The sequence below is a fragment of the Jatrophihabitans sp. genome (assembly GCF_036389215.1).
Taxonomy (GTDB): domain Bacteria; phylum Actinomycetota; class Actinomycetes; order Mycobacteriales; family Jatrophihabitantaceae; genus Jatrophihabitans_A.
Window position 1 is genome coordinate 1 of sequence record NZ_DASVQG010000176.1, and the last position, 12,528, is coordinate 12,528.

At 67.4% G+C, this 12,528-nt stretch carries 11 protein-coding genes and 1 pseudogene; 3 read left to right on the forward strand and 9 right to left on the reverse strand.

The window, feature by feature from the left end; all coding sequences use genetic code 11:
- From VF542_RS09170 to VF542_RS09180, 3 genes are all read right to left on the reverse strand, one after another.
- Positions 1-862, reverse strand: an 862-nt coding sequence (locus tag VF542_RS09170; RefSeq protein WP_408651398.1) for an HpcH/HpaI aldolase/citrate lyase family protein, incomplete at its 3' end; no start/stop codon positions are given.
- Position 863: 1 nt separating this feature from the next.
- Positions 864-1,844, reverse strand: coding sequence for a quinone oxidoreductase family protein (locus tag VF542_RS09175; RefSeq protein ID WP_408651399.1), 981 nt, complete (start codon positions 1,842-1,844; stop codon positions 864-866).
- Positions 1,841-3,217 (reverse strand): peptide ligase PGM1-related protein, encoded by a 1,377-nt coding sequence (locus tag VF542_RS09180; RefSeq protein ID WP_408651400.1) that lies wholly within the window; start codon positions 3,215-3,217, stop codon positions 1,841-1,843. The genes VF542_RS09175 and VF542_RS09180 overlap by 4 nt, the downstream gene beginning before the upstream one ends.
- 311 nt (positions 3,218-3,528) lie before the next feature.
- Between VF542_RS09180 and VF542_RS09185 the strand changes: the two genes are divergently transcribed.
- Positions 3,529-5,310 carry a carbohydrate-binding module family 20 domain-containing protein gene (locus VF542_RS09185; RefSeq protein WP_408651401.1) on the forward strand — a complete coding sequence of 594 codons (1,782 nt, stop codon included), beginning with the start codon at positions 3,529-3,531 and terminating at the stop codon, positions 5,308-5,310.
- 2 nt (positions 5,311-5,312) lie between these two features.
- The gene (locus tag VF542_RS09190) at positions 5,313-6,179 is read left to right on the forward strand and encodes an SDR family NAD(P)-dependent oxidoreductase (RefSeq protein ID WP_408651402.1); all 867 of its coding nucleotides are present in this window, start codon (positions 5,313-5,315) and stop codon (positions 6,177-6,179) included.
- A 66-nt stretch (positions 6,180-6,245) separates the two neighbouring features.
- Here VF542_RS09190 and VF542_RS09195 read toward each other — a convergent pair whose 3' ends face one another.
- From VF542_RS09195 to VF542_RS09220, 6 genes are all read right to left on the reverse strand, one after another.
- Positions 6,246-6,635 carry a hypothetical protein gene (locus VF542_RS09195; protein WP_408651403.1) on the reverse strand — a complete coding sequence of 130 codons (390 nt, stop codon included), beginning with the start codon at positions 6,633-6,635 and terminating at the stop codon, positions 6,246-6,248.
- Positions 6,632-7,522 carry a hypothetical protein gene (locus VF542_RS09200; RefSeq protein ID WP_408651404.1) on the reverse strand — a complete coding sequence of 297 codons (891 nt, stop codon included), beginning with the start codon at positions 7,520-7,522 and terminating at the stop codon, positions 6,632-6,634. Before VF542_RS09200 ends, VF542_RS09195 begins: the two co-directional genes overlap by 4 nt.
- 70 nt (positions 7,523-7,592) lie before the next feature.
- Positions 7,593-8,696, reverse strand: a complete 1,104-nt coding sequence (locus tag VF542_RS09205; protein WP_408651405.1) for a hypothetical protein — start codon at positions 8,694-8,696, stop codon at positions 7,593-7,595.
- Positions 8,696-9,115 (reverse strand): hypothetical protein, encoded by a 420-nt coding sequence (locus tag VF542_RS09210; protein WP_408651406.1) that lies wholly within the window; start codon positions 9,113-9,115, stop codon positions 8,696-8,698. The genes VF542_RS09205 and VF542_RS09210 overlap by 1 nt, the downstream gene beginning before the upstream one ends.
- Before the next feature lie 74 nt (positions 9,116-9,189).
- A complete protein-coding gene (locus VF542_RS09215; RefSeq protein WP_408651407.1) occupies positions 9,190-10,659 on the reverse strand; it encodes a hypothetical protein in 1,470 nt (489 codons plus the stop codon).
- A 69-nt stretch (positions 10,660-10,728) separates the two neighbouring features.
- Complete coding sequence (locus VF542_RS09220; RefSeq protein ID WP_408651408.1) at positions 10,729-11,421, reverse strand: helix-turn-helix transcriptional regulator; 693 nt, start codon at positions 11,419-11,421, stop codon at positions 10,729-10,731.
- 229 nt (positions 11,422-11,650) lie between these two features.
- On the opposite strand from VF542_RS09220, the pseudogene VF542_RS09225 reads away from it, so the two are divergent.
- Positions 11,651-12,528: pseudogene (locus tag VF542_RS09225) on the forward strand (hypothetical protein); the annotation flags it as partial.

The window sequence follows — 12,528 nt, forward strand, 5'->3', positions numbered from 1 at the left end:
CACGGCTCGTCGAAGAGTCGGCAGCAACGAGTGGCTCGAACTCGTCCAGTAACCGCCGGGATGCCTCGAAGAAGGGACGCCCGACCATCGATCCACTCACCGTGGTGATGCCCTGCCCGCTGCGATGGGCGGCGGCCACCACGCGGTGCGCATGCTGGAGCTCCGCGGGCTTGGGCGAGAAGACCTCGTTGATCACCGGTACCTGGTCAGGGTGTAGCGCTATCTTGCCGCTGTAGCCGAGTGCCCGCGCGCATTCAGCCTCCCGGCGCAGCAGTGCGAGGTCGGTCAGGTCGAACAGCGGCGAGTCGATCGCCTCGATGTTCGCCGCGCGGGCAGCGTTGGCCAGCAATGACCGGGCGTAGACCAGCGGCTCCCAGGCCAGTTCGATGCCCAGTGCCGCGGCGTAGTCGGCGGATCCGAAGATGATCCCCCGCAGCCGGCCGGAGAACGTCGTGATGTCGCGGAGGCGCTCGAGCCCGCGTGGGGTTTCCACCACGGCCAGCAGCTCCAACCCGGGACATTCGCCGCCGAGCACCGCCTCGACGATCTCCAGGTCGCGGGCGGACTCCACCTTGGGCACCACCACGATGGTCGGTGTGACGGAGTACTCCCGCAGGGCCAGCAGATCGCGCAAGCCGGCAGCCTCGGTGACGCTGTTGATGCGCACCGAGCAGCGGGTCGACGGGTCGGCCATGGTGAAGAAGGCCACGGCCTTGCGCCGCGCTTCCTCCTTGCGGGCCGGTGGGATGGAATCCTCCAGATCCACCTGACAGACGTCGGCACCGGAGTGATGGCACCTGGCGTACTTGTCCTCCGCGGTCGCCGGAGTGCTCAGCATCGAGCGGCAGTAACGGCTATACAACTCAGGGCTCCCGGTTCACATCGATCAGGATCTTGCCAGCGGTAGCCCGGGTGGCTAGTGCCGTATGCGCTTGCCCCACCTCGGCGAGTGAGACGGTTCGGTCTATCCGCGCGACCAACTGACCGCGTTTGGCCAGGTCGAACAGCTCGTCGGCGATGCCGGTCAACAACTGCCGGTCCTCGACCACGTGCCGCATCCAGAACCCTGCGCAGCCGATGGACCGGCCGACCAGCGCTTCTGTCGACACCTCGACGGGCCCGCACCGGTCGGCGGCCTGCCCGCCACCGGCCCGCCAGCCGATCGACACCAGCCGGCCGAACGGTGCCAGCCCGTCCAGAGCCGCGCGGGTCAGCTCGCCACCGACGGAGTCCAGGAACAGGCCCACTCCGCCGCTGGACGCCTCACGCAGCTGCGCGCCGAGATCACCCGTCCCTGGGTCGAGCACCCGGTGGGCGCCGAGTTCGGTGACCAGCGCTCGCTTGGCGGCGGTGGAGGCCAGCCCGATCACCGGGTTCGCGCCCAGGGCCAGGGCCAGTTGGATCGCCAGGTGGCCCACGCCGCCAGCCGCGGCCGACACCGCGACGGCCTCGCCGGCGCGCAGCCGCCCAGCCAGCATCAGCGCACCATAGGCCGTGCCGCCCTGCTCCAGCAGCGCCACCGCCTGTTCGTCGCTGAGGTAGTCGGGCACCTCGACGGTGTACCGGTCCTCGGCAACCACCACCTGCGCGTAGCCGCCGCCCGCGCGCAGCAGTACGGCAACCCGCCGCCCGTCCCGGCGGCGGTGACCCACCGCGTCGACGCCGAGCACGGCGGGCAGTGCCAGCGGCTGGACGTCGCCGGCTCGCCGCTCGAGGTCGTCGTAGTTCACCCCGGCAAGCGTCACGTCGACCAGGCTCTGCCCAGCGGTGGGGACGGGCTCGGGCACCTGCTCGACAGCCAGCACCTCGGGGCCGCCGGTCGAGCGCATCAGGACTGCTTTCATGCGCTGCTCATCTGAGCTCCGGCCGGAGGAACCGTGTCGTGGGCGGCGTCGACCTCCGCTTCGGTGAACAGCGTGCGGAGCCGGCGTTCCAGCGCCCGGGCGCCGGTGAGATTCTCGGCGACCATGCAGTACGTCACCGTCTTGTCGGGCGTCACGTCCGAGGTGAGCAGGACGCCGGTACCGGTGTCCCTGTCGAATGCCAAGCCGGCGTCGTCGAGCCGCTGGACGGCGGCCTCGAACGAGGGCACCACCCAGTCATGCTGCTCCAACGTCACCCGGCGGCCCTGATGCTCGGGCTTGAGCAGCCGGCGGTGGACCACCAGGTTCAGGTGGGTGCACCCGCTCAACCGGGCGTTCCATTCGGTGATGAAGATTTCTCCGGTCGGCGTCAGCACCGCGTCGATGGAGACATAGCCGCGGTAGCCGATCGCATGCAGAACGCCGGACAGCTGGAGACAGGCCCGCACCAGTGCGGCTCGGGGGGCCTGGCCCAGGCCCTGCGCGGGAATGACTTCGGCGATCTCGACCGGTGACATGACGCATTCCCCCACGCCCAGCAACTCCGGTCCGTCGTCCTCGATGGCGCACTCCCCGAACAAGGTGTCGCACCCGATCAAGTACCGCTCGATCACCACCTGATGCCGGCCACCTGCGCTGAGCCAGTCCCAGCGCCGGGCGAAGTAGTTCCTCACCGCCGCGTCGTCGGCGAGCACCACGGCGCTCTCGGTGCCCACCACCGGCACACCGGCCACCGGGCTGAGAACCTCGTTGCCGGTCCCACCCACGGCGAACTCCCGCTTGAGGATCGCACTGTGACCCGCGGCGAGGAGTTGGGTGACCACGGCTCTGGCCTCCTCCGGTCGAGCGGTCGCCAGTCCGTCGATGATCGGCACTCCGGCCCCGGCAGCGAAGGCCCGAAATGCTGCCTTGCTGTTGAGGAAGGCATCTCCGCCTTGAGCGCTCAGAGCATGACCCGGCACGGCCAGACGCACCGCGGTGGCGAGCTGCGTCACGGGCACGTCCTTGTAGACGGCAAACACCCGGTCGACGCCCTGGTCCCGAACGGCGACGCGAACCTGCTCACGAAAATGCGGCTCGGCGATGCGATCGGGGGTCAGCAGGTCGATACCGAGTGCGCCGGGCGGTGGGCACAGCAACACCAGCGACCCGGGGTCCGCACCCGTCACCGCGGTGATGTAGGCCAGGTAGTGCGGCCGTGGTGGGTACGGCAGGACCAGCACGTCGCCAGATCCGGCGAACCACAGCAATCGCAGTGCGGCGAACCCGCCGTACAGGCGGTCCGCCGGGCTCAGCGCCGACAGCTCCCCGACCATCTCCTCGGTTCGGGTATTGCCCACGAACAACGTCGTCACAACGCAGACCTCGTTCGCGGCGGCAGCTGAGCGGCGTTCATTGCCGCAATATAGTGTGAAACCGTTGAACGGGACAATAGCCGTTTAGGTTTCAAAGATCATTTTGCGCGAGCCGGGTCTGCCGGTCCGTGCCCGCGCCCCTATCCGCCGCAAACCCGCCGGGCCGAGCGTAGCCGTGCGAAGCGGAGGGCGAAAAGATTGAGGAAACATTGAGTCGGAAGCTGACCCGGTACTGGCGATAAACTCTGGCGGCACGTCAGGATTGGCATGGATTGGCCCTGGACCCCGCAGCGTTCGCCCGAGGAGTAACGATGCCCGCACCCATCCGAGGTTTCCGAGCGGCGCTGTCGGCGGGCCTGGCCAGCACCGCCCTGGTCGCGGCCGCGCTCGTCGCCACGGTCTTCACAAGCGCCGCGCCGGCCGCCGCCGCCAGCACGCCGCCGCGGGGCGACGTGATCGCCAACCTCTTCGAGTGGAACTGGAACTCGGTCGCCAGCGAGTGCACCAACGTCCTCGGCCCGAACGGTTACGGCGGGGTTCAGGTCGCCCCGCCCCAGGAATCGGTCACGCTGGCCGGCTCCGGGCACCCGTGGTGGGAGGTCTACCAGCCGGTCAGCTACCAGGTGAACAGCCGGCTCGGCAACCGCACCGCCTTCGCGGCCATGGTCACCGCCTGCCACAACGCGGGGGTCAAGGTCTACGCCGACGCTGTGCTCAACCACATGACCGGCGGCACGGGCAGCTCCGGCTACGCGGGCACCACGTTCACCGGCAAGTACACCTACCCGGGTCTCTACGGGAGCCAGGACTTCCACCACTACCCCAGTGACTGCCCGAACTCCGACGGCCAGATCCACGACTACAACAACCAGGCCGACGTGCAGAAGTGCGAGCTGGTGCAGCTGTCGGACCTGCGCACCGAGAGCGGCTACGTGCGCGGCAAGCTCGCCGCCTACCTCAATGACCTGGGCAGCCTGGGGGTCGACGGGTTCCGTCTCGACGCCGCCAAGCACATCGATGCCGTCGACATCGCGGCGATCAAGGCGCAGCTGACCCGTCCCGCCTTCCTCTACCAGGAAGTCATGCCGGGCGGCGCGGTCAACCCGCCCGCCTACGAGACCAACGGCAGCGTGCTGGAGTTCACCTACGGCAAGAAGCTCAAGGAGCAGTTCCAGGGCAGCATCGCCAACCTGCAGACGTTCGGCCAGAGCTGGGGAATGGAGCCGAGCAACAAGTCGGTGACCTTCGTCGACAACCACGACACCGACCGCGACGGCTCGACCCTGAACTACAAGAACGGCTCCACCTACCAGCTGGCCAACATCTTCTCCCTCGCCTGGGGTTACGGCTCGCCGCAGGTGTATTCGAGTTTCACCTTCACCAGCAACGACCAATCGCCGCCGGCCGACGCAGCAGGCTTCGTCACGGCCACCGACTGCGGCAGCGCCGGCACCTGGCTGTGCCAGGACCGGCAGCAGGCGACGCTGGGCATGGTGGGCTGGCACAACGCGGTGGCGGGCAACGCGGTGGCCAACTGGTGGAGCGACGGCAACAACGTCATCTCCTTCAGCCGCGGCTCGGCCGGCTTCGTCGCGATCAACAACACCTACGCCGCGGTGACCCGCACCTTCACCACCGGAATGGCTGCCGGCACCTACTGCGACGTGATCCACGGAACCGCGTCCGGCACCACCTGCAGCGGCCCGCTGGTCACCGTGAGCAGCTCGGGCACCGCCACCATCACGGTGCCGGCGCAGGGCGCGGTCGCCTTCCACAGCTACAGCAGCGCCAGCACCAGCAGCGCCGTCGCGGTGACCTTCAACGAGAACGCGACCACCGCCTTCGGCCAGAACGTGTTCGTGGTCGGTGACCACCCGTTGCTGGGCGCCTGGAACACCAACCTGGCCCCCGCGCTGTCGTCGGCCGGCTATCCGGTCTGGTCCAGCACCGTGTGGCTGCCGAAGAACACCGCCATCCAGTACAAGTACATCAAGAAGAACCCGGACGGCACGGTCACCTGGGAAGGCTCCAGCAACCGCACCGTCAACACCGGGACGGCGGCGACCCTCACCCTGAACGACAGCTGGCGCTAGCCATGTCGTCAGTCGGTGCGGTGCTGGTGACCGGTTGCTCGTCCGGGATCGGCCGGGCCACCGCCGCGCTGCTGGCCCGCCAGGGTCACACCGTGTACGCCACGGCCCGCCGGGAGCAGGACCTCGCCGACCTGAAGGCGGCCGGCTGCCGGACGCTCTCCCTCGACGTCACCGACGAGGACTCCCGGCGGGCAGCCGTCGACACGGTGGTGTCAGAAGCCGGTGCGGTCGGCGCGCTGGTCAACAACGCCGGTTACTCCCAGTCCGGCGCGCTGGAGACGCTGGCCCTCGACGACGTCCGCCGCCAGTTCGAGACGAACGTCTTCGGCCTGCTGCGGATGTGCCAGCTGGTACTGCCCTCGATGCGGGAGCGGGGCCGGGGACGGATCGTCAACGTGTCCTCGATGGGCGCGAACTTCACCTTTCCCGGTGGCGGCTCCTACCACGCCACCAAGTACGCCGTCGAGGCGTTGTCCGACGCCCTCCGCTTCGAGGTGGCCGGCTTCGGCATCGGGGTCACGGTCGTTCAGCCAGGAATCATCAGGACATCCTTCAGCGAGCGGGCCGTCGCGGAAGTCCCTTCGCCGGGCGAGCAGTCCGGGCCGTACGACGAGTTCAACCGCAGCGTGGCCGAAGCCACCCAGGCGGTCTACGAGCGCGGGGCACTGGCCAAGCTGGGCGGTGAGCCGGAGGTGGTCGCCAAGGTGATCGCCCGCGCTCTCACCGCCCGGCGGGCTCCGGTCCGGGTGCGGGTCACGCCGTCGGCGCACTACCTGGTCACCCAGCGCCGGCTGATGCCCGACCGGGTGTGGGACCGCTTCCTGCGCACCCAATTCCCGACCCCATCGTCAGAGCGATCTGCGCGTTGATCGCGGCAGTGAGCCGGCCGGCGGTTTGATCAGCTCCTGCACGGTGGGTCATTCGCTGCGATCGCCTTACCCCGTAGCCGGCGCACCGGCCTGCATCGACACCGGACCGGCGCCGTCCCTGATCGACACCAGCACTCCGAGCCCGGTCGGACCGTCAGCACCGCCGGCACTCCCGGCGGCGTCGTCGAGATCGTCGAGGCGCACCGTCGATGCCGTGCCGGTGTCACCGAGGCGCGAGGCGATGAGGCCCTTGACCAGAGCGCCAACCGCCGCGAGGCCGGCCGTCGTGCCGGCGATGAGGATCTTCTCCCAAGCTGACCACCCGGTCACTGCCGGGTCGAGATCGACCCCGGCCGCTGCGTAGGCGAGGGCCGCGGCGCCGAAGAACGCTTCGAGAAACGTCCACAGCACTCGCTCAGTGAGATCCTTGACGTACTTGCGCACGGCGGGGTTCATGCGACGGCCCCGCCCAGGCTCTTGTACTGGGCAATCGAGATCGGCTTCTTGGCCGTGGTCATGACCGTGGCGAGCGCCGCCCTGTCAGCCGGCGTGCTGACGTGTGTGAGGGAGAAGCCGTCGCAGATGAACCAGCCGGGCCAGCGCAGTTTGGCCCGCTCGCATTCCTTCGAGTCGACCTGTACGAGAAACAGCATGCGGTTTCGCCTCCGGCGAGTAGTGGCCCCTCCGGGAGAGGGAGCAGGGGGTGCTGGTGGTTTCGGCGGGGCCACGCCGAGGTCGGCGACGGCCTGGGCCAAGGTGCGGTTGATGACGTTGTGGTCGCACCGGCCGAACGGGGCGGTGTCGCGGGGCCAGCCGGCCGGTACCGGCCAGGTGTCCGTGCCGTCGGTGTACTGCCAGCCCCAGCTGCCCGGATTGCTTGAGCTGTACTCGGCTGTGAACCGCTTCAACCAGGCCGGCGGCCGGGGCCAGCAGTTGGCCCAGTCGCCGCTGTTGGCGTACCCGGCGACCCGCTCGCTCGATCGGGCGTAGGTCGCCAGTATCCCGGCAAGCTCGTTCGCGCTGCCGGAATGGTCGCCCGGACCGGCGAAGTAAGGACCGGACTCGACGTCGACCATGAAAGCCAGCCGGACGTTCGGAACCGGACCGAGCACGGTCTTGATCCGCGCCACGATCGCGGCCTCTTGTCCAGGGATGAGCACCACGTAGGCGAGGGCGAACGCGAGCCGGCCCGAGTCGAGATCAGGCTGTATCCGCGCCCAATTCGTGATCGCCTTGTAGTCGAGCCGCCAGCCGTTGTCGACCCGGAAGGACACCGCGTCCCTCGGGTAGGCCGAGCTGTAGTGGGGCTGGTATTCGGACACGTCGCACAAGGTGACCGTCATTGATGTGCCTTCCTGTGGCGTGCTCAACACGTGCCGAACGGGTGGGCGTTGCCAGCGGCCTTGACCGCCTTCAGTCCTGAGAGATGAAATCCAGGCAGGCGCCGACCACGTACGCGCTCTGCTGGAGCTGCGGCACCGTCGGTTCACTGCGCAGGTCAGCCGAATCCGGCAGGGCGAACAGCTCCGTGTCGCCCAGCCGGGCCAGATTGAGCAGGCTCAGTGACTCATGGAAGGCCGCGACCACATCGGAGGTCACGGCGTCCACGAAAGCCACCGAGGGCTCAGCGCTGAACGTGACGGTAGGGGTGTTGCTGATCAGCAGGCTGACCAGCCGCCCGAAGTTCCCGCCTGAGCCGAGCGGTCCGAGGTCGTAGCTCGGCGTGCTGAGAAAGCGGTAGCCGGTGACGTCCTGCTGGCCGTTGCGCCAGTTACGCCACGCCTGGGACAGCGGGTCGGCGTCGTACCAGCCGGTGTTGGTGGCCTGTTGCCAGGCTGCGGGCTGTACCGCCACCAGCTGGCAGCCGGTGTAGCTGATGGTCGCGGTGCTCCCGTTGCCGGCCGGAACCTGGACGGTCACCGTCGGCTGCCCCGATTGGAGGCCGTTGGACAGGGTGGCCAGCGGGTTGTCGATGCCGTACCCGACCTGGCAGCCGGCAGAGACGGCACCGGTGTCGGGGTCGACCGTGAGCATGCCGCCGTTGGCGCCGGTCGGCTGGTACGTAGCCTGCTTGAGACGGCTGAGAACCTGGTTGCCGTAGCTTGCGGAGGCGACCGCGCTCTGGTTGTGCGCCGTCACATCGGCCGAGCTGATGCCGTACTCGATCTGGGACAGCAATTGGGCGTAGGCGTTGGGATAGCCACCCGGCCCGGACAGCATGGCCAGGCCGGCAGCTGCGCCGGGGCTGACCCGGGCGCTGACGTAGCCGAACGTCGCGTTGTTGAAGACCTGATTGGCATTCTCGTAGTACCAGGGGAAATTGCCCTGGCTCGGGCTCTGCACCGGCGTGATGCTGGTGTGGTACATCAGCTCGATCTGCGCGTTGATCGCGGCGGCGAGTACCTGGTAGGACGTGCCGCCCTCGGCAGCAGCGGACGGGAGGGAGCAGGCAGCGCTGCTCCCTCCCGTCGACCCGGCTGCCGCGCCTGACCTTGGAGGCTCGACAGTCGCATTCATCAGGACGACGGCGTTCCGGTGACCAACCAAATACACGGGCTCACGCCAGGTGCGCCGGCGCGGGCGCGTTCGAAGTCGTCCAGACTCGCGAACAGCGCGCTCCTGATCACCCGGACGATCTCGCGCTGCTGGGGCTCGCTACGAGGGCTCGGCGGCAGCAGCGCGGTTACGGTGCTGGCCACCAGTACGGTGGCCAGCGTGCTGGGATTTCCATACACGCCATTGACCTGAACCTGCAGGTTCATCTGATGGGCCGGGGCCCCGGTGTAGCCCTGCAGGTCGACCCTGGCCCCTGGGTGGCCTGCGACGGTGGTCAGAGTGCCGGCACCACCCCACAGGCCGGCGTAGCTGAGCTGGCCGATCGCGGCGAACGCGTCGTCGTGGACGGCCGCGACGCTACCGGCATACGGTCTCGGCATGGCGGCGCCTCGCTGCATCTGGACGCCTCGCTGCATCTGGATAGGCATGGTCGTTGCTCCTGTTGCTCAGCTGCTCAGCCGGTGGTGCCGGGATTGGCAACCGCGGCGCCGATCACGTACGCGGTCTTGAGGGCCTGGGGCACGCCGGTCACCTCGGGCGAGGGGGAGAACGTCACGGTGAAGGTGCTGTTGTCAGCGCTCTGGCTGTGCGAGCTGCCGCCGGCGCTCTGGCTGACGCTGCCCAGCGGAATGAATCCGAAGAGCGTCAGGCTTCCGCTTGCCTGCTCGTCCCAGGACTCGGAGAAAGTCTGGTAGTCGGCGTTGGTGTAGGTGATGCTGACGGTCGGGTAGTTCGAGATCAGCAGGTTGGTCAGCAGGCCGAAGTTGCCGCCGCTTGCCAGCGAGCCGAACTGATACGGCGGGGTGTTGAGGAACTTGAAGCCGGTCACGTCCTGGCCTACGTTCGCGACTGCCTGGCTGATCGGGTCCGCCGAGTAGAAGCCGACGTTGGTGGCCTGTTGCCAGGCGGCCGGGCCGGCCGACACCATCGAGTAGCCGGCGTAGGTGATGCTGACGCTGCAGTCGGTGCTGGTGCCCTTGGTCTTGGACATGTCGTAGCTGACGTTGGCCGCGGTGGAGAACTCGAGGATCGAGCCGATCGTGAAGCCCGCCTGACCCTGCATGGTCACCTCGAGGTCGCTGCTGGAGGATTGCGAGGTGGTCATTTCGATGGAGATGGTCCGGCCGATGTTCTGCAGGTCGTTGTTGATCGAGGCGATCGAGTCGCTGATCTCCCAGCCGTCGTTGTAGCCGGCCAGCACCGATCCGTCGTTCGGGTGGAAGGTCTGCATCCCGCCGTTGGATTCCGACGGGTGCATCGCATTGTTCTTGAGCTGGCGGAGCGTCCAGTCATTTCGCTGCAACTGGTCCTTGAGCCCGATCACCGGCTGCATGAGGTTGAGGTACGTCGTCACGTCCGTGATCACTGGGTCGGCACTCATCGGGGCGTTAGGCAGCAACGCCGTGAGATCCTCGGCGCTCGCCATCGCGGTCTGGCTGAGCGGCGGGGTGGCACCGCTCCACTGCGAGCCGAGCACGTAGCTGATCACGTAGTCCAGCTTGGTCGACACGCCGGCGTCGGTCATCTGGGCGGGCGTGATGGTGCCGAAGGAGGTCTCGTAGTCACTGACGATCGTGCCGGCCTCCACCGAGGCGTCAGACTGAGCCTTGTCCAGCTCGGCCTGATCCCCCGAGCTGAGCGAGAATTCCATGGCGTTGAGGACGGCCACGTAGGCGTTGGCGAAGCCGCCGGCGTCTGAGAGCGCGACCGTGCCGGCGACGTCACCGGGCTTGGCGAGGGCGTTGACGTACTGGTAGGTGTCATCGTTGAAGACCTGGTTGCCGTCCTGCCAGTTCCACTTGAAATCACCCTGGGAGGGGTACTGCACGGGGTACAGGGTGGACTTGAAGGTGTCCTGCACAGCCGCCATCGCCTTCTCTTGCAGTGCGCTGTAGAACTGTTGTCCACCTGTTGGGCTGGTCATCTGGATATCTCCTTGGGAAGGGAAGTGTGTCAGGCATAACCCTGACGTTCTAACGCCGATCTAACATCATCAAAAGTGATGAAGTTCTCGCATCTCTCTAACCACCTCAAAGAGCCCACACGCGCGGTACGTGAGCGTTAGGGCGGCCAGCTGGGAGGAGCTGTTCAGCTTGGCGAGAATCGAGCGGATGTGACTGCGAACCGTGGGCATCGACAGGTGTTCGCGATGGGCGATCTCGGCCGCGGTGCACCCCTGAACCAGGGCGACAAGCACCTGACGCTCCCGCGAGGTGAGTCCGGAGAATCGATCGGCCGCTGCACGCAAGGCATCCAAGCGTTGGGCGAACTGGCTGCTCTGCTCGAAGGAAAGTGGATTCAACAGCATCAGGTGCAGTCGTGCTGCCAGGTCGGTGAACGGCTGGTCGACATCCATGGCGGCCGCCGCCCCGGCGGTCACCGCCCGGATCAGTTCGGCGAGCCTGATACGCGAGCCCACCGCAAGATAGGCGGTGCCCACCGGTGGACGCCCGGCCGGCCCATCGGGCAGCACGCCTGCCTCATCAGCCACCAATACGAGGTGGGGAACCGGCGCGCGGTGTAGCCCGCCGTCGGCTGGCTGCCAGCTGTTCTGCTGGCTGACCTGCCAGCCCAGAGCCGTCAGGGCCGCCGCCAGCGCTGGCCGGAGAATGTGATGGCGGGAGATCAGCGAAACGGATCGGAGTGGATGTTCTGATGGCTGAGGAACGTTGGTGTCATAAGGCATAGCTGGCTTATAGATTGTGAAAAAACTAATCGGGGATGACGACACCCCCGGCACTGGCACCAAGTCTGGGATGTGCTGGATGTCCGATACGCGATACCTGCCAGGCCGGCATTCAATACCTAAACGGAGGCCCGTTCTTACGGCAGTACTTGCCAACAGCTTCCAGTATCACCGCCCCCATCGGCAGCTCTTTCTGGGCATCGAACCATCCACCAGAAAGGGAAGAACGTTGCAGGCAATCAAGCGAGTCCTGGCGGTCACTGCCGCGGCCACCCTCACCGGTGTCGCCGCTCTGCTGGCGACTGCCGCTCCCGCGTCGGCTATCAATCCCTGCGATGCAGGCGATCCGCCGGCCTACTGCTACGACGACTACGACCCGGCGCCGCCGACCCCGGCAGCACCCACCAACCTGAGCGCGCCGTCGGTGCTGCAAACCTCGGTCACCCTGCAGTGGACCGACAACGCGTCGAACGAGACCGGGTACCAGATCCGCCGGGTGGTCAGCGGCACCACCACCAGCTACTTCAGCGCGGCTGCCAACAGCACCTCGTTCACCGACACCACAGCCCCCGCTGCGCGCTACATCGAGTACTACGTCTCGGCCAAGAACTGCACCAGCACCTGCTCGGCAAGCTCCGCTCCCCGGGTGGCGGTCCAGACCCACCAGCAGCCGGCCAACCCGACCGGCGGGCTGTCCACCAGTTCGGCCTTGGGCTACTGGGGTTACTACTCCATCACGGGCTGGACCATCGACTACGACACCACCGGCCCGCTGCAGGTCTCGCTGGTGCTCGACGGCGTGGTGACCTCCACCAAGACCGCCGACGCCGCCTATTCAGGCCTGAACGCCAGCAACCCCGGTTACGGCGACAACCACGGCTACAACTTCTACACCGTCAAGTCCACAGCCAAGGGCAACCACACGGTGTGCGTCCGGGCCACCAACGTCGGCGGCGGCAGCGACTTCGATCTGTACTGCGGGTCGTACTCGGTCGCCGGTCCGCCGTCCGCGGCGACCAACCTGACATTGACCAACACCGGCACGTCGATGGTGATCGGCTTCACCGACAACGCCAACGACGAGACCGGCTACGTGCTGCAGCGCAG